This is a genomic window from Pelosinus fermentans JBW45 (genome assembly GCF_000271665.2).
Lineage (GTDB): Bacteria > Bacillota > Negativicutes > DSM-13327 > DSM-13327 > Pelosinus > Pelosinus baikalensis.
The window spans coordinates 238,118-264,426 of record NZ_CP010978.1; the positions used below are offsets into that span (position 1 = coordinate 238,118).

The window sequence follows — 26,309 nt, forward strand, 5'->3', positions numbered from 1 at the left end:
AATCTGTCCATATGGCAACAATCATAAAACCGCCAATAAAAAGACGCCACCAATTTAGACCGCTGTAATGCATAAAAATACAACGATAATCGTACATACAAAACTACAAGCTCGCATGGCTTCGCCCCCTTATCCTGCCAGCCTCAAAAATAAGTCCATAACCGTTTCATGACTTTATTCTGCACAACCTTATTGGGTGCTGTCTCTTGAATTTATTATAGCCAGTGCGTATACTTAAAGTAAAACAAATAAAATTCATTAATAATATGCAAAAAATTAATATTTACTTAAAGGGGCAATAATGAATATTGATGACATTCAAGCATTTTTAGCGGTTGTCTCTAATCAGAGTTTAACAAAGGCTGCTGAAATTCTTCACCTATCCCAGTCTTCCGTGAGCCATCGCCTCAAAAACCTGGAACAAGAACTGGACCTGGTTCTGATTGAACGCGGGAAGGGATTAAAAACCATCTCTCTTACTCCTGCGGGTGAGGATTTCATTCCAGTTGCCGAAAAGTGGATTCAATTGTTATTAGAAACTCAATCATTAAAAGCGCGTACTCGGTTGTCTTTAGCAATTGGTGCAGTTGACAGCGTAAATACTCATGTGCTGCCCAATATTTATCAGCAGATCATCCAACAGCACCCCGCCATGCGCTTACATATCTACACCCAAAATTCAACAGATCTTTATACATTAATTGAACAGCGGACGATCGATATTGCTTTTGTTTTGCATGAGAGAATCATAAAGAATATTGAACTATCTCCCTTTTTTGCTGAACCTATGGTTGTGGTCCGTTTGGCTTTGCCAGAGCATTTAGGGGCTCCTAATATTGACCCAGATCAGCTGAATCCCCGTGATGAATTGTATCATGAATGGTTTCCAGCTTATCAGATTTGGCATAACAAATGGTGGGACCCTTTTCAGTCATCTCATATTCAGGTAAGCAACGGACCTATGGTTTTACCTCTTCTTAGAACACCAAAGCAATGGGCCATTGTTCCCTTATCCATCGCTCAATCCACGGCAGCAGCTAACACATATACCATTCAAAGATTGAGTGATCCTCCTCCTGACCGAATCTGCTATAAGCTTACTCATAAATTTGCGAAATCCAGAACAAAAGAAGCAATAACCATTTTTGATGCCTTTGCGGCAGAAATATTCAAAGAAGTTGATTACCTGACAAAATATACTTGATAATAGGGAAAGCCCTAGATATCAGTTCCAACACAGCCCATACTTGTGAATGCTATGTTGTGGTCAAGCCAGGTGCAGATCTTGATGCCATTAAAAAAGATTGAAAAATAATATAAGAACAAGTAAAGGCATTGGATTGATACAAAGCGGCAGGGGATTTTGATTGACAATTAAGTTCTAGGTAAGGTTTAGAGCTTGACAGTGAGATAGAGATAACGTATAGTTAGTTTTATGAAACTAACTAAAGAGGAATAATGCTATGGCAACTAAAGAGGTAATCGTCAAAGCAATCAATGTTTTATCAGACTCAATGCGCGAATGTATGCGAAAACACAAGGAACAGACTCCGAATAGTCAGGAATTATTTAATTTATCCATAACCCAATTGCATTATCTCCATGCAATAAGGGAGCGGACGAATCCTACTATTAGCGAACTTGCCGAAATATTTGGAGTGCAAAGATCAACAGTAACCGTTGCAGTTAATAAGTTATTGCAGCGCGGCTTTGTTGAGAAATTTTCATCTCAAAGCGATTTACGAGTCGTGTATGTACGCTTGTCGGAGAAAGGAAAACATTTAATTCAGATCGAGGACTTGGGATACTATCAATTTGCTGATCTCATTATGGAGACATTGGATGAGACGGAAAGGAAGACCTTTACATTTCTTTTAAATAAAGTTACCAATAATATTACCCGCAATTAAGCGGGTTTAAAATAAACATATAGTTAGTTTCATAAAACTAACTATATGCAAAGACATGAATTTAAGGAGGTTAATGATGAATAAAATATCTGGTTTTTTAAGCGTTTTTTTAGTCATTTTAATTTATTTTGGGGCATCATTCTCTTGCCTAGCCAATGATACTCAGAGTGTATCTAATCAAGAGGTTCTTTTGCTTATTGTAGATCAAACGAAAGAAACTTATGGCACCCAGCTGCAGAGTGAGGTATTTACACAATTAAAGAAACAGTTAAAGGCTGCAGTGATGAAAGAAAGTGAGCTGATAAATCAAAGTAGCCATGAAATTGACAAAATAGCGAAGGCTGAACAGCCAGAGTTATTAGAATTGGCTAAGAAGACAGGTGCAGACCAAGTACTAGTCGTAGAGATATTGCCGGTTAAGTCTGATTTTAGTGATATTGTATTTTATAAGGCGATACGATCAGATGCTACATTAAGAATTCGTTTATATGATGTGGCAAGAAAACAATATGTGCTGTCTGAAGACGTGGCAGGTACAGATACTAATAAAACCTTCATTCCGTATACATCTGTAGGAAAGAAGGTAACGGTACTGGAAGCGATTCATAAAGCGACTGACATGGCAGCACAAAAGGTAAATCAAAATGCAAAAAGTGATTAATACGTATAGCTAAAGTCTCTGCCGCATGGAGGTGGCTTATGAATAGGAGGCAATTTATTAAGTGGAGTGGTGCAGGCCTTGCCGCAGCAGGAGGAATTTCTCTGTTTCACTCCTTGGCGCAGTTAAAAGAAGTAGCTAGAGACAATTTTTATGATCATGTCCAAGAAACAGAAAAAGAGTATATGGAACTGCTATATCTAGCATCCTTAGCGCCTAGCGGCCATAATACGCAACCATGGACAGTAAAGTTAATTACCTGTCATCATTGGCTTATCGGTATAGATGCTGCCAGGTGGTTGCCTGTTGTGGATCCAGAGAATCGGGAAGCTTTGATTTCAATCGGTGCTTTCTTAGAAAATCTAGCTGTAGCGGCAAGGACAAAAGGGTATGATATAGAGGTTCAGCTAAAAGCACAAAGTTCCAAAGATAAAGAAATAGTGGATGTGCAGCTATATAAAGTAGGTCAGACAGAACCTTTTGACATTAAGAAGATTCAATTACGCAGAACCATAAGAAATAACTTTCTTACGAATGAATTATCCAGTGAAGATATTCGATTTCTTACAGGGAAAAACCAAGAGTCGTTCTTCTATTTCTCAAGGCAGGGCAAGGAAGGTAAGTACCTATCCCAAGGGACTGTTTTAGCAAATAAAATACAGACCGATCGAAATTCTACGCAAGAGGAATTAGCAAAATGGATTCGATGGTCTAATGAAGAGAGTAAGAAGTATCAAAACGGATTGACAGCTGAAACAATGGAAATTGAAGGAATATCACGATGGTTTGTTAAGAATTTTTACTCCCATCAATCTGCATTAGCAAAGCATTTTCGTGAAGCAACCATTCAGAAAATACGGGAGCAGGTAGTAACCGGCAGTGGATGGCTGCTCCTTACGAGTAAAGATTCTTCTGTTGCGGAATTGATTAATGTGGGGCGGAACCTTCAGCGAATATGGCTTGCAGCAAGAGATAAAAAAATAGCAATTCATCCCATGACTCAGATGATTGAGGAGACCGCAATACGAGATGAGCTCTCGTCGACATTAGGAATTGCAGAGGAGATCCAACTCCTATTACGGGTTGGTTATATAAATGACTATCCCAAACCCGTGAGTCTAAGGATGCCCTTACAGTGTATCATCATATAGGGATACTTGTTGTCACCAACTGGTAGAGTTGCGATAAGTTTATCAATAAAAAATAATGGATATGATCAAAGGACAGAGTGAAAAAATTCAATCTGTCCTTTTTGGTGTTGAACCGTATTCCAAATGTATAGTATTAGGGAAAAACTTTTTTGACAAATAGAATGGTCTAGTGTATTATTTAACTAATACACTGGACTGGAGATGTAGCAAGCTAAGGAGATGAAGGTATGGAGTTAGAATTTGATGATAAGATGCCCATATATCTACAAATTATGGACCGCATAAAGATGGATATTGCTACAGAAAAGTTAAAAGCAAATGATAAATTACCTTCAGTACGGGAAATGGCAACGATTTTAAAGGTAAATCCCAATACCCTGCAAAGAGCCTATCAAGAACTTGAACGACTTGGAATTGTCTATACCCAAAGGGGGATGGGTACATTTGTGGGGGAGCGAAAGCATATGATAGATGATTTGAAACAGGAAATGGCAAAGGAAGTTATCGATTCTTTTATCCTGCGAATGAAGCGTTTGGGGTTTAGCGAGGAAGAGATCATTGCGAGTATTTCTAAAAATATAACAGAGGTGAACAAGCATGTATAATGTATTGGAAGCTGAAAACTTATGTAAATCCTATTTAAATAAAAGAGCATTGCGAGGAGCAAATTTGACGATACAACAAGGAAGAATCCTGGGCCTTCTTGGTCCGAATGGCAGTGGTAAAACTACATTTTTAAAAATAGCAGCAGGCATATTGCATCCTTCCTCTGGAAAACTACTTATAGATGGCCAAGAACCTGGGGTGTACACAAAGTCTATCGTTTCGTATCTGCCTGACACGGAATATTTATTCAAATGGATGAAAATAAAAGATGCTGTTCAATATTTTAAGGATTTTTACTCTGACTTTGATGAAAAGAAAGCTTTTGCACTGCTAGAGTTTATGAAACTAGATGCCAATAGCAGTGTTAAGAGTTTGTCAAAGGGCATGAAAGAAAAATTAAAACTAACCTTAGTGCTTTCCCGGAAGGCTAAGCTGTATATACTGGATGAGCCCCTTGGCGGAGTAGATCCTACTGCCCGAGAAAAAATATTAGATGCTATCATCAATAATTTTAGTGAAAACAGCTCCATGATTATTACGACCCATCTTGTAAATGATATTGAACGAATTTTTGATGAGGTGGCATTTATCTCTGACGGAGAAATTGTGCTGCAGGGGAATGCAGAAGAATTACGATTGAACAAGAATAAATCCATTGATGAATTGTACAGGGAGGTGTTTCAATAATGTTTCATCTTATAAAATATGAACTAAGAGGAAAGTTGTTAACCATACTGGGTATTTGCCTAACAGTTATAATCGGAAATCTCTTCTTAATGACCAAGGTAGACTCCTGGCAAATTGGAGCACCTGTGCTATCTGGTTTCTTAGGGGGCGGTGCCCTGGTCGTTATATGCATAGCTTCGTTAACATTGATGAGTGATTATCTGTATGATGACCAAGGTTATCTATTATTTACACTTCCCCAGTCCGGTGTCTCAATCATGGCATCAAGGCTGATTACCGCTGTGATTCAAATCAGCATTGTTTTGATTGTGTCTGTGTCCATGTTTTGTTTACTTGATCAAGGAAGATTACTCAATGCTATTTTGCAGCAAGTTGAAATACGTGAATTACTGTATTTTATCCTAATGCATCTATGGACTATCGTTTCGACATTAACATTTATGTATTTTTGCATGGTTGTTGGAAGAATTGCCTTGAAAGGGAAAAAGGTAGGGAAAATAGGTTCCTTTATTATTTTCTTTCTGCTAAGCATAGCAAGGACAGGGCTATCGGTGGCAATCGCAAATCTCTTTCCCCAGATGGTGCAAATTCATTCTGTCACAACCATGACAATGAATGTTGGAAGCATGATATTTGACATTGTTACCTTTGGGATATTATTTATGGCTACATCCTATCTATTAGAGCACAAGGTAGATTTATAAAGTGGGGATACCTAGTACCTCATCTGCATTAAAAAATCCTCGCTAAATTATCTATAGTTTTAACGCAGATGAGGTACTGGAACGTATCCTCTTAGCTCTTTCTAGCTGGTAGGTCTGCACCATTGAAGGAACATGGACTCTAATATTGACAATGAGAATAATATATTATATATTATCGTGTAAATAATGTTATATGTATGGAGGTGTAAAAGAAGAATGTCAATTACTTCGATTACAAAATCAGAAGCTATTTACAATGAAATCAAAAAAGAAATACTTAATGGAACCCTTAAACCGGGAACTCGTTTGTTGATACAGCACATAGCCAATCAATATGGTGTAAGTGATATTCCTGTACGAGAGGCATTGAGGGAACTAACTTCCGAAGGATTTGTTGAAACAACACCACATGTTGGGTCCAGAGTTGCTAGTATGTCTTTAAAAGGAATAGAAGAAATGTTCTTTATGCGCGAATTCTTAGAACCGTTAGCAGCCGAACTAGCTGTGGAAAATATTGATGAGCAGACGATAGCGGTATTGGAAAGATATTATTATGAGATGGAAAGTGCATTAGAAACTGGTGATGTGACAGAATACCGTGATCTTAATAGAGCATTTCATAAATCATTTATTGAGGCCAGTGGAAATGAGCTGCTGACAAAAACAATATTTGAATTAATGGAATCTGAGAAAAGAATGCAGATGATATTTCAACTGTTCCCAGAAATAATTGAAACATCTAATACGGAGCACAGCATAATATTACAATTTATAAAAGACCGAAATGGCAAGGCGCTGGCAAAAGTGGTATATGATCATAAAAAGAAAGTATTTGACAAGATGCGTCAATATCTACGTTCTCAATTTAACACTTAAATAGTAACGATATTGAATATCTATTTAGTCTGGGGTTATAAAGCACAGTTGGCTTTTTAACCTCCATAACAAGAGCGGATGTAAAAAAAGCTGTTGACAGGATTATAATTTCAGGTATATATTATATATAATATCAGAATATATAATATATTTGAAATATTGATTTTGTTTTAATATTGCTGCTTTAGTGGTAATAGTCAAGCTTAGTGTGGTTAATCCTATGGATCTTACTAAAATGATGAATGAATCAAAAGCATTTCAAGTTCTTAAATTGGCTGTAGCCTTTCATATTGCTATCGTCTTAATAATTTCAAATTGGATTGCCAACTTTCATTATATATTATATATAATATATAATGAAAAAGAAATGAGCGTGCGAAGGTTCCATTCGTTTTTAGCTCAAATAAAAAATATTGAGTATCTAAGGAAATGAGGGGATGAAATGGAAGAAGGAAGGCAGAGCCTTCAGGCTGAAGTGGCTCAATTTATATCAGAACTGCAGTATGATAGCTTGCCTGAGGAAATTATTGAAGATGCAAAGTATCGTCTTCTTGATTGGCTGGGAGGTGCATTAGTGGGGGCGCACTATACACCATCTCTTATTGTAACGGAAATGGTAAAGTCAAATGGAGGTATCGCCCAGGCAACGGTATTGAAAGGCGGTTTAAAAGTTCCGCTTTCTCAGGCTGTGCTAGCCAATGGAATTATCGGGCATGTTGCGGAGGTTGATGATGGACACAGGCTGGCAATTGCCCATCCTGGAGCAGTTACGGTTCCAACTGCACTTGCCATAGCAGAAACATATAACAAGACGGGCAAGGAGCTATTAACAGGTATCATTGCGGGGTATGAGGTGTTAATCAGATTGGGTATTGCTGTCAATCCATCTCATTATCACATGTGGCATACGACTGGTACATGTGGGACATTTGCTGCTGCTGCTGCTGCTGCGAGTGTACTAAAACTAGATAGAGACAGGGTTCTTATGTCCCTTGGAATTGCAGGGACAATGGCGGCAGGATCACGAGAAACATTTGGGACACATGCCAAAGCGCTCAATATTGGGCATGCTTGCCAAAGTGGCATTCAAGCGGCTTTATTGGCAATGAAAGGTTTTACAGGACCTGAAGATATTCTTGGAGGCAAGAAAGGCTTTATTAAGGCAACATCTTCAAATGAGAATAGTAAAATCCTTGAACAAATAAATGACAGCAGCTTTTTATCAAGAACAGCGTACTTTAAAGTGTATGCATCCTGTGGACATACCAACTCGCCATTAGATTTAATTTTTATGATCCTGCAAGAACATGATTTATTACCGCAATCCATAAGGCAGGTGCAGATAAAGACATACCTTACTGCTGTTGAACTGACGGGACAATTTAAAAACAGCAATGAAGAAGAAGCAAAGTTTTCATTACCTTATTGTATAGCTGTTGCGTTCTTGTATAAAAGGGTGACACTAGAAGAATTTTCCCTTGATAAACTAAATGATCCACTTGTAGCCGAAATAGCAGCAAAAATAAAAATTACAGAGGACCCAGAAGCTACAAGGAAATTTCCAAGAGAACGAAGGGCGAGCATTCGGATTGAAATGGATAACAACCAAGTCATTGCAAAGGAAATTATTTCATCAAAAGATGCTCCAGACTATGGCGCTGTCGAGGAAAAATTCATATCACTAGCGAGTACCTGCTTAGAGCGTCAGAGCGTAGAAACTATTAAGGAGATGATTTTAGGAATTAATAAACTAGATGATTTAAATATGCTAATGAGGCACCTAATGTAAAACAATTTTAAATTTAGGAGATGGTTATATAATGGCTTGTCACATGATTGATTCAATTTTGTTTAGCGATAATTATCTGACTGCAAAAATGAGAGAAATTTGGGATGATAAAGCGATCATTCAAAATTGGCTGGATGCAGAAGCTGCATTGGCAGAAAGTCAGGCAGAACTAGGTATTATTCCAGCTGAAGTTGCTCAGGAGATTGTAAAAAAAGCAAGAGTAGAGAACTTGGATCTTGCAGTAGTCAGGCAGGATATTAACAAGATCGGTCATTCTCTTGTTCCAATACTTAGAGAACTGCAAAGAAAATGTGAAGGGAAAACCGGTGAGTATATTCATTTGGGGGCAACAACTCAAGATATTATTGATGTGGGATTTATAATAGCGGCCAAGAGAGCTTTTGATGTAATATATGATGATTTATATGAGATTGAAGAAATACTAATTGACTTAGCAGAAAAACATAAAAAGACAATCATGACTGGACGAAGTCACACACAGCATGCACTGCCGATTACCTTTGGATATAAGGTGGCTATATGGGCAAGTGAAATTCACAGAAATTTGGAACGTATGAAAGAATGTAAGAAAAGGGATTTCGTGGGACAACTCGGTGGTGCTGTAGGTACCATGGCTGGTTTTGGCGAACATGCTTTTAAATTACAGCAAAAAGTCATGAGTAAATTAGGTCTTATGGTACCTGATATTACTTGGCATGTTAGTCGAGATAGAGTGGTTTCGCTAGTAAACATGTTGGCCTTAGTTACAGGATCTTTAGGGAAAATTGGAAACGAGATTCTCAACTTGCAAAAGACGGAGTTATCAGAATTAGCAGAGCCATGGTCAGATGGACTTGTAGGCAGCAGCACAATGCCTCATAAGAGAAACCCTAACGGTGCAGAGGGAATGGTCAGCATGTCTAAGTTGGTTAAAGGCAACCTTCTTGTGATGCATGAATCTATGATTCAGGAACACGAAAGGGATGGAGCTAGTTGGAAAGTGGAGTGGGTAGTCATGCCAGAGGCCTTTATTTTCGCTGGATCTGCTATGGCAAAAGCCAAGAAGGTACTAAGTGGTTTAGTGGTAAACAAAGAAAAAATGGAACAGAATCTCGATATTCTAAAGGGGCTGCTGCTGTCCGAAGCTGCTATGCTTCAATTGGGAGAGAAACTCGGCAAACAAACAGCTCATGAAGTGGTATATGAAATTTCTATGAAGGCGTTTCAGGACCAAGCTTCTTTCAAGCAATATCTTTTAGACGATCCTAGAGTAAATAAATATTTTATGGCTGAAGAACTGGACCAAATTTTGGATCCTCACGCCTATACAGGTTTTAGCTGTAAATTTGTGGAGAATGTAGTGGAAAACATTAAGAAAGATCGTGCCGTGAACCTACAACTTTAATGCCATATATCTTGGCCTGTGTAATGTGTAAATCATTCGTGGCCTATATCGATTTGAACTCCTGCAAATTGAATTGAAAGGTGGGGGAATAAGAATGTTAGGACTTTCATTGTCTGTGGTGGTAACGGCTTGGGTTGGTTATATGCTATACAAAAGATATAAGCCCCAAGGAGTATTGCTAGCAGCGGGTATTGCTCTACTGGTATTTGCGGTTATATTTGAGTTAGGAACGATCCTGCCGGCAAAACAATCTACGGGTTTCGTTTGGTTTGACATCTTTGAAGCCGTGAGAAAAATGATGAGTGACAGACTGGCGGGATTAGGCTTGACGATCATGTCCATTGGCGGATTTGTAAGGTATATGGAGCAGTGCGGTGCCAATCAAGCATTGGTAGAAGTATCTGCATACCCTCTCAAGTTAGTACGTTCACCGATGATTGTCATGATGATGGCATATATAATTGGTCAGGTGGTGGACGTGTTTATTCCTAGTCATGCTGGTCTTGGTCTCTTATTAATGTTGACTTTGTATCCTATTATGATAAAAGCGGGGCTTAGTAAGTTAACTGCTGTTGCTATCATTGCTACCGCGAAATTCACCGACATTGGTCCAATTTCATCAAATGCGATTCTGGCGGCCCATACTGCTGGTCTGGATCCGGTGACGTATTTCATTAAATATCAGCTTCCTGTTGTTATACCATCGATAATAGTGGTTGGTATTGCTCATTATTTCATCCAACCTTGGTGGGATAGACGAGAAGGATATAGTGCAGATTATTCCAAGCCTGTCATTGAGGAAGCTGCTGCTAGGGAAAAAGTACCGCGTATCTACGCAATTTTGCCGACTTTGCCACTTATATTAGTGATCGTATTCTGTCCCTTGTTCGTTAGTTCCATTAAAATGAATGTTATCACTGCGATGCTCATTTGTACAATCGTCGCTATGATTTTTGAATTTATTCGTTTGCGAAATATTCGCCCAGTTATGGATAACATTATGACTTTTTTTGATGGGATGGGAAAACAGTTTGTTGTGGTAGTCTCATTAATCATATGCGCGGAAACTTTTGCCATGGGTTTGGTGAAAATTGGTGCCGTGGATGCTCTGATACAAGGGGCACAAGCAGCTGGCTTTGGCCTGAGATCAATGGTTTTGATAATTAGCATAATCATGGTCGCATGTTCGTTTATTATGGGCTCAGGTAACGCTTCTTTCTTTGCTTTCGCTGGCTTGGCTCCTAAAATCGCTGCATATCTAAAGGTTGATCCTGTGTTAATACTACTGCCAATGGAAATTACAGCCGGTTTTGGTCGGTGCATATCCCCGATAACCCCCGCAATTGTCGCTATATCTAGCATAGCCGATGTATCACCTTTCCAAGTGGCAAAGCGTTGTGCAATTCCGGTCATAATTGGACTTATTGCGAATATGATTACTACTTATATCATCTTTTTATAGGTGATAAAAATTAAAAGTAAAATTTAAAAAGTAAGGGAGGAAAAAAAGATGGCTATTGATGCAATCGCTCTACATACGACAGATAATGTGGCTACTGCCGTACAGGATCTTAAGGTAGGCCAAGAAGCGGCAGTTCGACTCAATCACGATATTTGCCATATCATATTGCAGGAGGATATTCCCTATGGACATAAATTTACATTGAAGCCTATTCAGTTGGGAGAAAAAATCTTTAAATATGGCCAAATCATCGGGCGGGCGACAACAGATATCGGAGTTGGCTATCATGCTCATATACAGAACATTGAAAGTCTTCGTGGACGCGGTGACCTGAAGACAAAGGAGGATGAATCATGAATTTTATGGGATATAGACGGAAAAATGGTACCGTAGGTACACGTAATTATGTGGGCATCTTGTCTGCAGTAGTGTGTGTAAATGAGGTAGTAGAGAATATTGTTCGTCAGGTACAGGGGACAGCCCGCTTCACTCATCATCAAGGGTGCTGCCAGACGATGCTGGATATAGGGATTGTAAACCGTACACTTACGGCTCTGGGAAAAAACCCTAACCTTCATTCGGTAATACTCATTAGTCTAGGATGTGAAAGTACCAATCTTACTGAAGTAATTGAAGGCATTAGAACTAGCGGAAAACGAGTAGAACATCTCGTTGTCCAAGAGACCGGTGGTGCGACACGTACTACTGCAGAAGCGATATTATTGGCCCAGGCAATGGTTCGTGAGGCATCTCTACAGGAAAGGGAACCCTTCCCAATCAGCGAATTGGTTCTGGGCATGAAATGCGGCAGTTCAGATACTACTTCGGGGTTAGTGCCTAATCCGGCTATCGGTGTGGCTTCTGATCTCTTGGTGGCTGCTGGTGGCACATCAATTCTGGGTGAAGTGACAGAATTCATTGGCGCTGAACATATCCTGGCTAATCATGCTGTCAATGAGACAGTGGCACAGGGCATTTTTGAACTGGTAGACCGCATGGAAAAACGTGCCATGGCGGTAGGTGAAGATATTCGAGGTGGGCAACCTACAGGTGGTAACATTAAGGGGGGGCTTACCACTATTGAAGAAAAGTCCTTAGGGGCTATTGCAAAAGCGGGAACTGCACCGATACAGGCGGTATATGAATATGGAGGACGGCCTACCGTGAAAGGATTAGTAGTCATGGATTCACCAGGCCGGGAGCCGGAAATTCTTACTGGTCTGGCTGCAGCGGGCTGTAATGTTATTGTGTTTGCTACAGGCAGAGGAGCTCCACAAGGTTTCCCATTCGTGCCAGTTCTCAAGATCACTGGCAGTCGTACTGCTGTCGAGAAGATGAGCGATCATATTGATATGGATCTGAGTGCAGTAATTGATGGTGGAGACACCATTCCTGATGCAGGAGAGCGCATACTAAAAGAACTGGTGCGCATAGGTTCGGGAACGATGACTAAGGCTGAAATCTTTGGCTATGTTAATTCAATGGACATCTACATGCAAGGGCCTGTTATTTAGATTTTAAATTATGACTTAAGCTAAACACTAATGAGCGTCTGAGCATTTCGGACGCTTTCAGGCTATCTTAAATATTTACTTATAGTCAGGAGAGGGGAAAGAGATAATGCTAAATCTACAGACAATCATTGGCGGTGGTCTTAATTTAAAGAAAAAGCTGATCATTTTTTTTGTATTAATTGCAGCTGTTCCGCTCATTTTGACTACGATGGTTACATCGTATCTAAGTCAATCAGCTTTAATTGAATCGGTATATGATGACAATGAAAAAGTAGCCAGATCGCTTTCCGAGGACTTAAATGTCTCGCTGGCATTTAATATTGAGTTGCTGCAGGCTATGGCCGATACTGCTGAAATACAATCAATGGACCCGGTCAAACAACTGCCCATTATGAAAAAAATAGAGGAACGATCTAAGGGAATTAGTACGATCATCGTTAATGATACTAAGGGCATCCATAAGGTAAGAACCCAAGGTGCCTTGGCTTCGAATTGGGATAGAGAGTATTTTCAAAAAATACTTAAAGGGGCAGATTATGCTATCTCTGACATTCAAATAGGCAATAGTACGGGGAAAGCCGCGCTGGTTATTGCTGTACCAATTAAGGATGCACAGAAAAGTGTAATAGGGGCACTATTAGGAGTCATTGATTTTGACAATTTAACCAGAAATATTCTTGCGACTAAAAGTGGACAGACCGGATATGCTTTCCTCGTGGATCGTCAAGGCAAAGTTATTGTTCATCCAGATCAGGCATTGATGAAGGACATGGCTGATGTCAGTCATCTTTCGCCAGTTCAGGAAGCTCTCAGTGGCAAAAGCGGCACGATATCTTACGATATGCAAGAGGGAAAGATCTTGGCAGGATACAGCAATGTTGTACTGAGTAACTGGGGGGTAGTCGTTCAGCAGCCGATGGATGAGGCCATGGCTGGTGCAAGCAAGGTAAAAGTGACAGGCATTATTTTCACGCTGATTGCTATCTTGCTTGCGGTGCTGGTAGGCGTTTTTGTGGCTGGAGTTATCACCAGGCCTATCAGGGAGCTGGTGGGTGTTACTAGTAAATTGGCGAAAGGTGATTTAACTGCTATAGCTAATGTATCTACCCAAGATGAAATGGGGCAGTTGTCTTTGGCCTTTAATATGATGGCGAAAGATCTGCAGCAGCTTATTCGCGGGGTAATCAATAATGCAGATCAGGTAGCAGCATCTTCCCAGGAGCTTTCCTCTACAGCCAATGAAGCTGAGCGGGCTACCAATCAAGTAGCCGTCACTATGACCGATTTTGCCCAAGGATCGCAAAGACAGATGGAAGAGATCGAAAATACACTGCGGGTAGTTGGTGATTTGACACAAGGATCTAAAGGAGTAGCAGATAAAGCGATGTCGGCGTTTACTTTGTCAGATGATATGGCTAAGGATGCAGAGCGTGGCAGAAAAGCAGCCCATAATGCGGTGGAGAAAATAAAAGAGATCAAGGAGGTAACCTCTCTGACGTCAGGAGTGATCACTGGACTAGGGGAGAAGAGCAAGCAAATTAGGCAAATCGTCGATGTTATCAGCGGTATTGCTGGGCAAACCAATTTATTGGCGCTTAATGCCGCGATTGAAGCAGCCCGTGCGGGTGAGCAGGGAAGGGGCTTTGCTGTAGTGGCTGAAGAAGTTCGAAAGTTGGCCGAACAATCCCAACGAGCAACGGAACAGATTGCACAGATTGTCGGAGAGATCATGCAGCAAACCGATAAAGCGATCCAGGCGATGGATAGCGGCAACAACAAGGTTAACGAAGGTGTTGATGTAGTCCAGACAGCGGGGCAGGCATTGCAGGATATTATGGAACAGATTAGCAAGAGTGTAAGCATGGTTCGTGACATTAATACTGACAGCAAGCAGCAACTTCAAGGCATGCAGCACATGATCAGCAGTACCGAGCAGGTAGCGGTGATTGCCAAAGAAGCCAGTGCCGGTGCGCAGACCACGGCTGCAGCTACCGAGGAAGTGACCGCCTCCATGGAGGAAATTGCCAGCGCAGCAGAGGCATTGGCTAAGACAGCCAGTGAATTGCAGATGATGGTTTCCAACTTCAAAATTCAGTGAGATTATAAAAGGGGGAAGTACTATGCCGATACTACTCGAAGAAGATCTCAAAATGCAATTGCCAAGAATGATCAAAGTTCGGCAAAAGTTTAAAGATGAGCACATATTGAATATCGAGGAGGCAATTCGACAGGAATTAAAGCAAGACAAAATAAAATCCCTTATTAAACCGGGGCAGTCCATTGCTGTTGCGGTAGGGAGTCGCGGAATCAATCACCTCAGTAAAATTGTGAAAGAGACAGTAAACTATCTTAAAGAACTTGGGGCATTCCCGTTCATTGTTCCTGCGATGGGAAGTCACGGTGGTGCTACGGCAGATGGACAACTAGAGGTTTTAAGCGGCTACGGGGTAACAGAGCAGGCAATGGGTGTTCCGATCAAGTCTTCCATGGAGGTAGTTTTGCTAGGGTTCACTCCCAATGGTATCCCAGCTTATATGGATAAACATGCGCTTGCTGCTGATATGGTTGTATTGATTAACAGGGTTAAGCCTCATACGGGTTTTAGGGGACCTATTGAAAGCGGCATTTGCAAGATGATGGCTATCGGTCTAGGTAAGCATGTGGGATGTTCGCGATTGCATCAAGAGGCGCGTTCAGGCTTTAGTAGTGCATTGGTTTCGGTTGCTGAGGTTTTCATGGAAAAAGCCAACTTTGGTTTTGGATTAGCCATTGTAGAAAATGCTTTTGATCAGACTGCCTTCGTTAAAGCTCTTGTCAAAGACGAGCTATTAAAGGAAGAACAGGAATTACTGATCAAAGCTAAAGCATTGCTGCCAGCATTGCTGCTTCCGAAGATTGACGTTTTATTAGTTGAACAAATTGGTAAAAACATTAGTGGTCCAGGGATGGATCCGAACATAATCGGAAGGCACTCAGCATTTGGGGAAGTAGCTGGCTATGTTGGTCCGACAATTGAGCGCATCGTCGTGCTTGATCTTTCAAAGGGGACCCATGGTAACGCAACGGGTATAGGTACCGCTGATTTTATAACGAAAACGGCTTTTGATAAAATCGACTTCATGGCTACCTATGCCAATCAGATTGCTGCCCGCAATCCTGCAGGAGGACGCATCCCCATAACCATGGAAACTGAACGGGAAGCACTGATTGCTGCCATAAAGTGCTGCCGCAATATTGATGAAAATGGACCGTGTATTGTCCGCATCAAAGATACCCTTCACCTCAGTGAAATTTGGCTGTCTGAAAATATGTTACCATTCATCGCAGGTAATAGTTTATTGGAAATCATGGAATAGTTGTATTGAAAGCAGTCCAAGGAGCCATAATCTGTTGAGTATCTGATTTTTATGTACAACTATAGATAACAGATGAAGTGTGGATATTGGTTTAGAAATTGATGATTACTATCGAATTCCTATGAACTGACATCATAACAATGGAGGCTTTATATGAGAATTAAAGCGAATACCCTAAGAGAGTTTTACGTTACTCTTCTACAGGCCGTGAATACGCCGCCAGAAGAAGCTGGTATTACAGCTGATGCTTTGATTGACGCTGATTTACATGGACTTGAAACCCATGGTGCTCTTAGAATACCATCCTATATTAAAGCAGCTAAAGCGGGCAGGTTAGAAGCTTCCAATCCACCATTTATCGAGTGGAATAAAAAAGCTGTGTCTCTTGTTGATGGAAATAATGGTTGGGGACAGCCTGGGGCTGTTATGGCTGTTCGTGAAGTAATAAATAATGCGAAGCTCCATGGTGTAGGTGCTGTAGCCATTAAGAATACAAATCATATCGGAGCATGCGGCTACTATGCTAGAATGATTGCTGAAAACGGATTAGCAGGATTTGTCACAACCAACTCCTCACCCAATATGCCCCCATGGGGAGGAAGAGAGCCCGTATTAGGTACGAATCCCATTTGCTTTAGTGCTCCATCTCCAGGAGAAAATATTGTAGTTGTTGATATGGCAACTTCCGTAGTGGCTAAAGGAAAAATTCTTTTAGCAGCGGAAAAAGGCGAATCTATTCCTGAAGGGTGGGCCTTGGATAAAGATGGGTATACTACGACTGATCCAAAGGCAGCCCTTGGAGGCTATTTACTTCCTGTAGGTGGACCAAAAGGCTATGGACTAGCTTTGTTCGCTGATATTTTTTCCGGAGTTCTCTCCGGCGCAAATTTTGGCAATAAAATTTGCGGTATGCTGGGAAAAGGTACAGACCGGGCTGGCGTTGGAGCTTTTATGTGGGCTATTGACATAGAACTCTTTGGGGCGGAAGGCTTCTACGAGAGGATGGAGGAATTGATCAGTATGGTAACTGGTGCCAAACTCGCAGATGGTATCCAACGTATATATTTGCCAGGTGAAATCGAAAAACAGACCGCTGACGAACGGAGTCTTAACGGTATTTTAATTAGTACTTCTATAGTTAAGAACTTAAATACAGTGGCACAGGAGCTGGGTGTTAGTCCGCTAATAGAAGGTTAAAGAATTATTTTTGACAAAATACCTTTATTACCTATATAATAAATTATAACTCAATAAAGCCTCCTGCAAAGGGGAGTAGCTAAATACAGGTAAGCCGTCAATACGAGTGCAGACTCCGGCTTTCTGGCAATGCAAGTTGTATGCGAGACCTTTGCCTATGAGAAGAGCAATTAAATTGTCTCTTTCTATAGGCGGGGTCTTTTTTGATGTATAAAAGGGAGGGATAAGAATTGGATTTTACAATTGTAGTAGAGTATGTTTGGATGTTTGTGATTCTCATTTTCTTGGAAGGGATATTGGCCGCTGACAATGCCTGCGTTCTGGGGGTCATGGTTAAACATTTGCCGGTTGAAGAGCGCAAGAGGGCTCTGATGTACGGGTTGGCAGGAGCATTTGTTTTTCGCGCGGCATCTTTGTTTGCAATATCGATGTTGATCGAATGGTGGCAACTGCAAGCGGTAGGAGCGCTTTATTTGATCTTCCTAAGTCTCAATCATATATATAAATCTGTTGTGTGCAGCAATGGAGGGAAAGTTAATTCGGCTGCTGCGGAGGGAGCAGGTTTCTGGAATACCGTGATAAAGGTGGAAATCGCGGATATTGCTTTTGCAGCAGACTCCATTCTGGCAGCAGTTGCATTGGCTGTTAGTTTGCCGAAAACTACACTGCCAAGCATTGGAGGACTCGACGGTGGACATTTTATGGTTGTTTTCGCTGGCGGATTCGTCGGTCTGGTAATAATGCGCTTTGCCGCCCAGTGGTTTGTGGATATCCTGCTTCGTAAGCCGGGTTTGGAAACCACGGCGTATCTGTTGGTCGGTTGGGTAGGTGTTAAGCTGGCTGTTTATACGCTGTCACATCCGGGAGTTGCATGGCTGGATGCAGGATTTTCTGGTTCAGTAGAATGGAAGCTTATTTTCTGGAGTGGATTTCTCCTGATTTGTCTTGGCGGCTGGTTTTTCTCAAAGCCGATAGAGGTAAAAGAATAAAGAGAATTGGTAAAAAATCGATGAAACTCCTGCAAAATCTGATATGACCTTGCAGGAGTTTGTATTTTAATAGGCAAATAAGTAAAAATTGATGTTTGTCTCGAAAAAAAGAGAACCCAAAGGCGGATTTTTGAATGATATATTTTAGTTTTCTTCTCCATTCGACAAAATTTGACTATTAATAAAGGTATAATTAACACGGATTAAATAAGTAAATGGAGTGGAATTATGAAAAAAATATCGATTATTGCAATTCTATGTCTTTTTGTAATGTCAATGGTTGCTATTGTGTCTGCTGAAGAGATGACTACTCCGCAAGACACACACAACGATGCTGTTCAATCAACTGCTAAGACATCCTATCGTCTCGCTATCGTTCCTTATATTAACTCTACAGAAGAAAAGAAAGGCTACATACAAGAAATTGTGGATGGAAAATATACGGAACACTATTCCAACAAAAATTTTCAAATCATTCCCTTGGAAGAGGTACAAAAGGCTCTAAATAGTACGGGCTATGATGTTTCAAATCAGGAGCTTGCTGAAAAAGATATCTTAGCTTCTGTTGCGAAGGAAACGAATGCGGATTATGTGATTGCCATGGAGATATCACAATTAATAACTACAAGACATATGAGTTTTTTTCAAGCTAAAGTAGTCACAAAAGCAAAGCTGCGTTACAAATTTTATAACGCAGAAAAGGATAAAGTCTCTTCATTCCAAGTGACGGGACTGTCGGAAAATAAAACAGTGTTTGGAGATGTTGGTTACAAAGATCCAATTACAAAGGCGTTAAACCAGGCAATGGATGATGCCAATGAAAAAATAAAGAGTAACTTATAAGATTTTAAATCAATCCCGACTGGCAAAATTGCTGATCGGGATTTTTTATTTCCTAGGAAATTTCCCGAAAAATTAAGAAATCAAATCGATCATGTTATAATGGAGTAAGATCTGTAAATGTTTTTGTTAGTATTTATAGAGAAGATAACGAGGAAGGTGGAACAATGAACGTAGATATTAAAGAAGCCGTGAAGCAGATGGAAGGGCAAATTATTGATTGGAGAAGAGATTTTCACCGATATCCGGAGGCGGCCTGGACTGAGTTTCGTACTGCTGACAGAGTGGTGAAAGTATTGAACAGTTTTGGTTATGATGTTCAATATGGTAGTAAGGTTGTTGAAGAGGCTGCTATGATGGGGGTGCCGACTCAGGATGTTCTTGAAAACAGTTCAAAGAGGGCAATCGAAGAAGGCGCGGACAGTACAGTGGTTGAGAGTATGGCAGGTGGAAAAACAGGTGTCGTTGGCACACTATATACTGGTCGTCCCGGTCCTATAGTGGCGCTGCGTTTTGATATGGATGCTAATGATGTGCAGGAAAAAACAGATGAGAAGCACCGGCCTTGGCAAGAGGGGTTTGCCTCTCTTCATGCTGGTGTCATGCATGCTTGTGGTCATGACGGACATACAGCTGTTGGGCTGGGAGTGGCAAAAATATTAAAAGAACAAAAAGCCAATCTTTGTGGAACCGTCAAACTGATTTTTCAACCAGCCGAAGAAGGGGTGCGAGGAGCCAAGGCAATGGTTGAAGCTGGAGTCGTTGATGATGTTGAGTATTTATTTGGCATGCATTTAGGTTTCTTGGCTGGGAGCAGTGATCGCTTTATTTGTGGTACTGACGGTTTTTTAGCTACTACAAAATTTGATGCCTATTTTTCTGGTGTGCCGGCTCATGCCGGAGCAGCACCACAGGAAGGACGCAATGCATTGCTTGCTGCGGCTCATGCTGCCATCAGTCTGCATGGGATTCCCCGTCATGCTGCCGGTGTATCGCGTATTAATGTTGGAGTATTGGAAGCAGGCAGCGGGCGCAATGTGATTGCTGATAGAGCGGTTTTAAAACTGGAAACTCGCGGAGAAACTTCAGCGATTAATTGCTTTATGCAGGAAGAAGCTCTGCGAATCATTCACGGAGCTGCTGCCATACAAGGCGTAACCGTAGCTATTCGTGAAATGGGCGGAGCTTCCGGCGGTCAAAGTGATACTGCTATTGCAAATCGCTTGCGGCAGGCGGCAGAGTCTTCGGGTTTGTTTGCTGTGATTGAGGACCGTGGCAGTTTGGGAGCCAGCGAGGATTTCACATGCTTTTTAGAGCGGGTTCAAGAACGCGGCGGACAAGGCGGATATGCTATGGTCGGAATTAATCGAGCTGCCGGGCACCATGATGGGGCATTTGATTTTGATGAAGCTGCCTTATCAAACGCTGTGACAGTTTTGGCATTAGCGGTATCGGATCTTTTGCAAAAAAAACGTTGAACGGATAAATGAGTTAGTAAACTCCTGTAGGGACTCTAAAGAGAGAACTTGCAGGAGTTTATTAATTTCATGGCAAATGAGGTGTTTGAGATGCCTTTAAAAAATCGGAAGGTATTTTTACCACGACATAATGGTTTGATAATTGTACCGCAGGGGAATCTAGTGTCATGGGGGAATGAAAATCATAAAGGTATATGTTCTGTCAGCATAAAATATTTCTAGAGAGGGAGATAAGGATGAGTATTTTGCTAAATCGGCTATTGGTTATTTTAAATGATGAGAAATTAGATTCGATTTATTATCATATTGCATTTACATTACTTGTTAATTTGGACAGAATCAATACAATGTATATTGCAGAAATTGCAGAATTATGTGCTGTATCTAAGTCTATGATTTCAAAATTTGTTCGTGCAATAGGATTTGAAGATTATAAAGAGTTTGTCGCAGCAGCTCCGTTTATTGAAAACAAATATCGCAATGATTTAAATTATAATAAAAACATTATGGGATATTTAGATAACAATGGCATTGATTCTTATTTAAATATTATTAAAGATGATATTGTTAATTTTGAGAATTCTTTAGATATGGAAAGTATTGATGAGTTGGCACTGGATTTGATTTCTTATAAGTATGTAGCTGCCTTTGGACTGCTCTATTCAGAAACAGCAGCTTTGGATTTACAGACCAAGTTGGCTTATAATAAAAAATTTATTGTTACACACTTAAATGATGTGAAGCAAGATGAATATATTATGAATGCAGATGAAAAGACCTTAATTATTATCTTTTCCAATTCGGGAGATTATATAGATAAGTATCGAATGTCTGAGGGAAAACCGAAAAAAAGTTGTTTTTACAAAACAAAGGCAAAAGTAGTGCTGATCACTTCCAATGAGAAGATGAAGGATGACCCTAGAGTCGATTTATGCATACCGATTTGCTATACGACGAATATCCAGACACATAGTATTATGTTTCAGCTGCTCACAGATGTGATTACGCATCGATATCGCTATTTTGTTCGTAATCAGGGAGAATAGAAACACCGAATATAGTTAGAGAAACCATGCCTTGTTGAAAGCTACGGCATGGTTTTTATTTTTAAGGTGCAAAGGGATATCAGATAGTTCACAAAATAGAAAATTTTAAGCCTTTTTGTGTTTTTATGTTATCGTTGTTTATAGAAGAACTCGTTCAGGCGCTTAGATAAATAAAACAAAAAACATGGAAAAGAGGGGATGAGCTTTATGGCAAAAAAGAATTACGATGATTTGGCAAGACAAATTGTTGAAAATGTAGGCGGAGTAAACAATGTTTCAGACCTCTACCATTGTGTTACAAGATTACGTTTTTTGTTAAAGGATGACAGCAAAGCCGATACAGCAGCAATCAAAAAACTTAACGGGGTCTTATCTGTTGTTATTGGCAACGGACAGTATCAAATCGTAATCGGCAATGCTGTTGCAGACGTGTTTGATACAATATCACGCTTGTATTCGATAAAAGCGCAGCAGCAGATAGAGAAAAAAACAGATAAGCAAGTCGGCAATGTACTGACAAGAGCACTCAACATCATGTCATCTATTGTAAATCCCGTTGTAACGGCGCTGGCTGGAGCCGGTATGATAAAAGCGTTGCTCAGTATCTTTGTCATATTGAACTGGATAGACAAAGCAGGTAGTACTTATGCCATTTTGTCAGCAGCGAGCAACAGCGTTTTTTATTTTCTGCCTTTGTTTTTAGCAATCAGTTCGGCAAAGGCATTTAATGTAAATATTTACATCTCGTTAGCAATTGTTGCGGCGTTAATGGAACCGAATTTTACAAAGCTCATGAAGACTCCTGGTGATACGGTAAGCTTTTTGGGGATGCCGGTAGTATTGATGAGCTATACCGGAACTCTGATACCGGCAATTGTTTCTATCTATGTTTATTCAAAACTGGAAAAGATATTGAAATCATTTATTCCAAAGAGTATCGATCTCTTTGCTACTTCCATGCTTGCTCTGTTGATTATGGTACCACTTAGCATGATTGTTATCGGACCGCTTGGCGTCACGGCTGCAAACTTTATCGGTGATGGTGTTAATATGTTAAGTGATAAAGCGGGCATGGTGACGGGAGGATTGGTTGGTGGCAGCTGGACCTATCTAGTAATGTTCGGTATTCATTGGGGCATTGTTCCTATTATGATTAGTAATATTTCAAACTATGGTTATGATGTAATCCGTCCGATGGTAGCTGCTGCAACTTTTGCCAGTGCTGGAGCTGCATTTGGAGCCTTTTTGCGATTGCGCCAAAAAGAAAACAAGGCTTTTGCATTATCAGCAATTATACCTGCTTTATTGGGTGGTATAACAGAACCGATTGTATATGGTATTTCCGTAAAATATAAAAAACCATTGATTGCACAGACGATTGGTGGTGCGGCAGCTGGAATGTTCATGGGAATGATGAAGACAAAAGCATATGTATATGTTTTCCCTGCATTGACTACGCTGCCAGCATTTGTTGGTGAAACCTTCGCCTACTATCTAGTTGGTATTACCATGGCATTTGGCATTACAGCCATTTTGACTTATATATTAGGTATGGATGAGGAAATTGAAGAAGAAATGACGCCGGCTGTAAAAAACACATTGACTTTAAATGCCTGTGTCAATGGTTGCAGTATAGCGCTTGCTAGTGTAAATGATCCTGTGTTCTCAGGGAAATCTCTGGGTGATGGGATTGCCTTCCTTCCAGAAGAGGGAGCCTTGTTTGCGCCGATGGCAGGTACAGTGGAAGCCATATTCCCTACCGGACATGCGGTTGGTATGAGGACTATAGATGGAGTGGAGATATTAATGCATATTGGCATTAATACGGTTGACTTGGAAGGAAAGGGCTTTAAGACCACGGTGCAACAAGGGGACACTGTGGAAATTGGGCAGAAGCTGGTCGAGTTTGATAAGGATTTCATAATCTCAGCTGGATATGATATTACAACTATGATGTGCATAACAAATATGAGTCAGATAGAATCGATTCATATAGCAGCTTATGGGAAAGTAACAACGATGTCTGAAGTGTTAGAAGTTAAGTTGAAGGAGGAATAACTATGAACAAATTTCCAGAAGGATTTCTCTGGGGCGGCGCAACTGCTGCGAATCAGTGTGAAGGAGCATGGAATGTAGATGGCAAAGGCATGTCGGTAGCTGACTGCAGTACCTATAAGGCTAATCTAGACCCGAAAGACTATAAGGCACAGCATGGTATTACAAATGAAGATATCCGCCGTGCCATGGAGAGCGATGATATCGCAAAATATGGGAAACGACATGGTGTTGATTTCTACCATCGCTATAAAGAAGATTTAGATTTATTTGCGGAGATGGGATTTAAGGTTCTGCGGGTATCGATTCAGTGGACAAGAATCTTTCCCAAGGGAATCGAACAGGCTCCGAATGAAAAAGGCCTGCTCTTCTATGAAGATTTATTTCGTGAAATGAAAAAGAGAAAGATTGAGCCTTTGGTAACGCTTCATCATTATGAAATGCCATTGTATTTAAGTATTGAATATGAGGGGTGGTATCAACGACCGGTTGTAGATATGTTTCTGAAATTTTGTAAAGTTGTGTTTGAACGGTACAAAGGACTTGTTAACTACTGGTTGACATTCAATGAGATTGACAGTGCTTTTCGTCACCCATTTACTACAACTGGAATTGTAACGGAGAATTATCCCGCAGAAAAGCAAGAAGAAGTTATTTATCAGGCGCTGCACCATCAGTTTGTAGCAAGTGCTTTGGCGACAAAGTATCTTCATCAAATTATGCCTAAAGCACAAATGGGATGCATGATGACAAGAACGTTGAACTATCCGGAGAATTGTCATCCTGACAATTGTATGCTTGCGTTAAAGACAAATCGGGAAAACTATTTTTTTGGTGATGTACAGGTATTTGGTGAATATCCGCAATATGCAAAGAATGAGTGGAGACGTAAAAATATTAATATCAAAATGGAACCTGGCGATGAAGAGATTATAAAATGCTATCCGGTAGATTTTGTATCCTTCAGTTATTATATGTCTATGGTAGCCAGCATTGATGCAGACAAAAAAGAAAAGGTGAATGGCAATCTGGCAACTGGCGTAAAAAATCCATATTTGGATATTACAGAATGGGGTTGGCAGATTGATCCTAAGGGGCTGCAATACTCCTTGATTGAAATGTGCGACCGCTATCATAAACCGCTTTTTATTGTAGAAAACGGCTTAGGCTATAATGATAAAGTAGAAGAAGACGGCAGTATCTTAGATGATTATCGTATTGAATATTTTAGAGATCATATTCAGGCGATTGCAGATGCTATTGAGGAAGGCGTAGATGTCATGGGATATACCCCTTGGGGATGTATCGATATGGTTAGCATGTCTACTTGTCAGATGAGCAAGCGCTATGGATTCATTTATGTAGATTTAGATGATATGGGGAATGGAACGTATACGAGAAGCAAAAAGAAATCTGCTGACTGGTACAAAAAGGTGATTGAGTCAAACGGAAAAGATTTATTTTAGTAAACAGATAGTACAAAATAGAGTGCATCGAATAATTATAAGAGTGATAAAAACTCCTGCAAAGTAAAGCTTTGCAGGAGTTTTTATCCTTACTCGCATTCAAGTACATACAATTTTCTACTTGGTAGAAATAGCCTTGCCTAAGGAGATGGCGTTCTTTTGATTGGTGATATATACACCTAGAATGACAAATAAGCCGCCTAAAACAATAGATAGAGTCAGTTTATCATCAAAAATCATTATGCCAGCTAGTGTAGCCATAATTGGATTAAAATAGCTGAAGATTGCTGTTTTTACGGCACCAATCTTTGCGATTCCCAGATACCAGATAAAGTATGAATAAACGGAGCAAAAAATAGCTAAATATGCTGAGGCTAAAAGGGTCGCATGGCTAACTGTGGGAAGTTGCTGCAGCAATGTTGTTTCGGCTAATACTGTTGGAACAATTGCAAATGGCAGTAATAGAATGGTTCCAAATATGTGAATATAAGCCATTGCGATAAATGGACTATACTTTTCTAACACTGTTTTACCTTTAAGAGTAAACCAGGCCCAAACTAGTGCATTTAGAACCAGTAAACCATCTCCTAAGAGGGTCTTTGGGTGGAATATGCTGCCAAATTGTCCTTGGCTTATGACTAGCAGAACACCAAAAAAAGCAATACATATCCCTAACCTGCTGCGAGTAGTCACTTTTTCTTTTTTGGTAATGATGCAGAATAAAGCAGCAAAGACCGGGGTAGTTGCCATAATAAGACCAGCATTTGTACTGGTTGTATATTGCAAACCTGTATAATGAATATAGAAAAATGAAGTAATAGCAAAAAAGCCAAGCAGGAAGAACTGAGGTATATCCTTTTTATCAATGCAGCTAGTTCCCTTTTTAAGCAAAAGAATGAGAGTAAATACTAAAGATGCAATTACAAACCGTAAAATAACCAGGTTCAAAGGAAGAAAGTCACGCATTCCAATTTTAGCTGCAACATATGATGTTCCAAGAAATATAGGTACAGTCATTAAAAGCAGATAGATATTATGAAATTTTTTCCAAGGAGAAGGTTTAGTACATGCAATCCCTTTGATGTTAAAGTTGTTATAAAGAGTAGTTTGGTCATTCACT

At 40.2% G+C, this 26,309-nt stretch carries 23 protein-coding genes; 22 read left to right on the forward strand and 1 reads right to left on the reverse strand.

The window, feature by feature from the left end:
- Nucleotides 1-301 precede the first annotated feature (301 nt).
- From JBW_RS00870 to JBW_RS00980, 22 genes are all read left to right on the forward strand, one after another.
- Nucleotides 302-1,204: a LysR family transcriptional regulator gene (locus JBW_RS00870; protein ID WP_007961103.1), complete on the forward strand. Its 903-nt coding sequence runs from the start codon at nt 302-304 to the stop codon at nt 1,202-1,204.
- Between the two features lie 259 nt (nt 1,205-1,463).
- Nucleotides 1,464-1,910 carry a MarR family winged helix-turn-helix transcriptional regulator gene (locus tag JBW_RS00875; protein ID WP_007961106.1) on the forward strand — a complete coding sequence of 149 codons (447 nt, stop codon included), beginning with the start codon at nt 1,464-1,466 and terminating at the stop codon, nt 1,908-1,910.
- Nucleotides 1,911-1,983: 73 nt separating this feature from the next.
- Entirely contained in the window at nt 1,984-2,571 is a 588-nt protein-coding gene (locus JBW_RS00880; protein WP_144408412.1) for a hypothetical protein, read from the forward strand.
- 38 nt (nt 2,572-2,609) lie between these two features.
- Nucleotides 2,610-3,719, forward strand: a complete 1,110-nt coding sequence (locus tag JBW_RS00885) for an Acg family FMN-binding oxidoreductase (protein WP_007961110.1) — start codon at nt 2,610-2,612, stop codon at nt 3,717-3,719.
- A 227-nt stretch (nt 3,720-3,946) separates the two neighbouring features.
- On the forward strand, nt 3,947-4,324 hold the full coding sequence (locus tag JBW_RS00890) for a GntR family transcriptional regulator (protein ID WP_007961112.1): 378 nt from the start codon (nt 3,947-3,949) through the stop codon (nt 4,322-4,324).
- Nucleotides 4,317-5,012, forward strand: a complete 696-nt coding sequence (locus JBW_RS00895; protein WP_007961114.1) for an ABC transporter ATP-binding protein — start codon at nt 4,317-4,319, stop codon at nt 5,010-5,012. Before JBW_RS00890 ends, JBW_RS00895 begins: the two co-directional genes overlap by 8 nt.
- A complete protein-coding gene (locus JBW_RS00900; RefSeq protein ID WP_007961116.1) occupies nt 5,012-5,716 on the forward strand; it encodes a hypothetical protein in 705 nt (234 codons plus the stop codon). The genes JBW_RS00895 and JBW_RS00900 overlap by 1 nt, the downstream gene beginning before the upstream one ends.
- Nucleotides 5,717-5,932: 216 nt before the next feature.
- Complete coding sequence (locus JBW_RS00905; RefSeq protein WP_007961119.1) at nt 5,933-6,592, forward strand: GntR family transcriptional regulator; 660 nt, start codon at nt 5,933-5,935, stop codon at nt 6,590-6,592.
- 442 nt (nt 6,593-7,034) lie between these two features.
- Complete coding sequence (locus JBW_RS00915; RefSeq protein WP_007961121.1) at nt 7,035-8,381, forward strand: MmgE/PrpD family protein; 1,347 nt, start codon at nt 7,035-7,037, stop codon at nt 8,379-8,381.
- A 31-nt stretch (nt 8,382-8,412) separates the two neighbouring features.
- The gene (gene purB / locus JBW_RS00920; protein WP_007961122.1) at nt 8,413-9,786 is read left to right on the forward strand and encodes an adenylosuccinate lyase; all 1,374 of its coding nucleotides are present in this window, start codon (nt 8,413-8,415) and stop codon (nt 9,784-9,786) included.
- A 94-nt stretch (nt 9,787-9,880) separates the two neighbouring features.
- Nucleotides 9,881-11,248, forward strand: a complete 1,368-nt coding sequence (gene dcuC, locus JBW_RS00925; RefSeq protein WP_007961124.1) for a C4-dicarboxylate transporter DcuC — start codon at nt 9,881-9,883, stop codon at nt 11,246-11,248.
- A gap of 48 nt (nt 11,249-11,296) precedes the next feature.
- Entirely contained in the window at nt 11,297-11,605 is a 309-nt protein-coding gene (locus JBW_RS00930; protein WP_007961126.1) for a UxaA family hydrolase, read from the forward strand.
- The gene (locus JBW_RS00935; RefSeq protein ID WP_007961128.1) at nt 11,602-12,762 is read left to right on the forward strand and encodes a UxaA family hydrolase; all 1,161 of its coding nucleotides are present in this window, start codon (nt 11,602-11,604) and stop codon (nt 12,760-12,762) included. Before JBW_RS00930 ends, JBW_RS00935 begins: the two co-directional genes overlap by 4 nt.
- A gap of 106 nt (nt 12,763-12,868) precedes the next feature.
- Entirely contained in the window at nt 12,869-14,860 is a 1,992-nt protein-coding gene (locus JBW_RS00940; protein WP_007961130.1) for a methyl-accepting chemotaxis protein, read from the forward strand.
- A gap of 22 nt (nt 14,861-14,882) precedes the next feature.
- The gene (locus tag JBW_RS00945; RefSeq protein WP_007961132.1) at nt 14,883-16,118 is read left to right on the forward strand and encodes a lactate racemase domain-containing protein; all 1,236 of its coding nucleotides are present in this window, start codon (nt 14,883-14,885) and stop codon (nt 16,116-16,118) included.
- A gap of 153 nt (nt 16,119-16,271) precedes the next feature.
- Nucleotides 16,272-17,315, forward strand: a complete 1,044-nt coding sequence (locus tag JBW_RS00950; RefSeq protein WP_007961134.1) for an Ldh family oxidoreductase — start codon at nt 16,272-16,274, stop codon at nt 17,313-17,315.
- A gap of 230 nt (nt 17,316-17,545) precedes the next feature.
- On the forward strand, nt 17,546-18,304 hold the full coding sequence (locus JBW_RS00955) for a TerC family protein (protein WP_007961135.1): 759 nt from the start codon (nt 17,546-17,548) through the stop codon (nt 18,302-18,304).
- Nucleotides 18,305-18,532: 228 nt separating this feature from the next.
- The gene (locus tag JBW_RS00960) at nt 18,533-19,147 is read left to right on the forward strand and encodes a hypothetical protein (RefSeq protein ID WP_007961138.1); all 615 of its coding nucleotides are present in this window, start codon (nt 18,533-18,535) and stop codon (nt 19,145-19,147) included.
- A gap of 164 nt (nt 19,148-19,311) precedes the next feature.
- Nucleotides 19,312-20,622 (forward strand): amidohydrolase, encoded by a 1,311-nt coding sequence (locus tag JBW_RS00965; protein ID WP_007961140.1) that lies wholly within the window; start codon nt 19,312-19,314, stop codon nt 20,620-20,622.
- Nucleotides 20,623-20,858: 236 nt separating this feature from the next.
- Nucleotides 20,859-21,668 carry a MurR/RpiR family transcriptional regulator gene (locus tag JBW_RS00970; protein WP_007961144.1) on the forward strand — a complete coding sequence of 270 codons (810 nt, stop codon included), beginning with the start codon at nt 20,859-20,861 and terminating at the stop codon, nt 21,666-21,668.
- A gap of 207 nt (nt 21,669-21,875) precedes the next feature.
- Complete coding sequence (locus JBW_RS00975; RefSeq protein WP_007961147.1) at nt 21,876-23,726, forward strand: beta-glucoside-specific PTS transporter subunit IIABC; 1,851 nt, start codon at nt 21,876-21,878, stop codon at nt 23,724-23,726.
- Nucleotides 23,727-23,728: 2 nt separating this feature from the next.
- On the forward strand, nt 23,729-25,189 hold the full coding sequence (locus JBW_RS00980; protein WP_007961149.1) for a glycoside hydrolase family 1 protein: 1,461 nt from the start codon (nt 23,729-23,731) through the stop codon (nt 25,187-25,189).
- 117 nt (nt 25,190-25,306) lie between these two features.
- On the opposite strand, the gene JBW_RS00985 is transcribed toward JBW_RS00980, so the two are convergent.
- On the reverse strand, nt 25,307-26,308 hold the full coding sequence (locus tag JBW_RS00985) for a DMT family transporter (protein ID WP_007961151.1): 1,002 nt from the start codon (nt 26,306-26,308) through the stop codon (nt 25,307-25,309).
- Nucleotide 26,309 lies beyond the last annotated feature (1 nt).

Coding starts and splice junctions, on each gene's coding strand:
- JBW_RS00870 (WP_007961103.1), top strand. CDS start 302: ATGAATATTGATGACATTCAAGCATTTTTAGCGGTTGTCTCTAATCAG.
- JBW_RS00875 (WP_007961106.1), top strand. CDS start 1,464: ATGGCAACTAAAGAGGTAATCGTCAAAGCAATCAATGTTTTATCAGAC.
- JBW_RS00880 (WP_144408412.1), top strand. CDS start 1,984: ATGATGAATAAAATATCTGGTTTTTTAAGCGTTTTTTTAGTCATTTTA.
- JBW_RS00885 (WP_007961110.1), top strand. CDS start 2,610: ATGAATAGGAGGCAATTTATTAAGTGGAGTGGTGCAGGCCTTGCCGCA.
- JBW_RS00890 (WP_007961112.1), top strand. CDS start 3,947: ATGGAGTTAGAATTTGATGATAAGATGCCCATATATCTACAAATTATG.
- JBW_RS00895 (WP_007961114.1), top strand. CDS start 4,317: ATGTATAATGTATTGGAAGCTGAAAACTTATGTAAATCCTATTTAAAT.
- JBW_RS00900 (WP_007961116.1), top strand. CDS start 5,012: ATGTTTCATCTTATAAAATATGAACTAAGAGGAAAGTTGTTAACCATA.
- JBW_RS00905 (WP_007961119.1), top strand. CDS start 5,933: ATGTCAATTACTTCGATTACAAAATCAGAAGCTATTTACAATGAAATC.
- JBW_RS00915 (WP_007961121.1), top strand. CDS start 7,035: ATGGAAGAAGGAAGGCAGAGCCTTCAGGCTGAAGTGGCTCAATTTATA.
- purB (WP_007961122.1), top strand. CDS start 8,413: ATGGCTTGTCACATGATTGATTCAATTTTGTTTAGCGATAATTATCTG.
- dcuC (WP_007961124.1), top strand. CDS start 9,881: ATGTTAGGACTTTCATTGTCTGTGGTGGTAACGGCTTGGGTTGGTTAT.
- JBW_RS00930 (WP_007961126.1), top strand. CDS start 11,297: ATGGCTATTGATGCAATCGCTCTACATACGACAGATAATGTGGCTACT.
- JBW_RS00935 (WP_007961128.1), top strand. CDS start 11,602: ATGAATTTTATGGGATATAGACGGAAAAATGGTACCGTAGGTACACGT.
- JBW_RS00940 (WP_007961130.1), top strand. CDS start 12,869: ATGCTAAATCTACAGACAATCATTGGCGGTGGTCTTAATTTAAAGAAA.
- JBW_RS00945 (WP_007961132.1), top strand. CDS start 14,883: ATGCCGATACTACTCGAAGAAGATCTCAAAATGCAATTGCCAAGAATG.
- JBW_RS00950 (WP_007961134.1), top strand. CDS start 16,272: ATGAGAATTAAAGCGAATACCCTAAGAGAGTTTTACGTTACTCTTCTA.
- JBW_RS00960 (WP_007961138.1), top strand. CDS start 18,533: ATGAAAAAAATATCGATTATTGCAATTCTATGTCTTTTTGTAATGTCA.
- JBW_RS00965 (WP_007961140.1), top strand. CDS start 19,312: ATGAACGTAGATATTAAAGAAGCCGTGAAGCAGATGGAAGGGCAAATT.
- JBW_RS00970 (WP_007961144.1), top strand. CDS start 20,859: ATGAGTATTTTGCTAAATCGGCTATTGGTTATTTTAAATGATGAGAAA.
- JBW_RS00975 (WP_007961147.1), top strand. CDS start 21,876: ATGGCAAAAAAGAATTACGATGATTTGGCAAGACAAATTGTTGAAAAT.
- JBW_RS00980 (WP_007961149.1), top strand. CDS start 23,729: ATGAACAAATTTCCAGAAGGATTTCTCTGGGGCGGCGCAACTGCTGCG.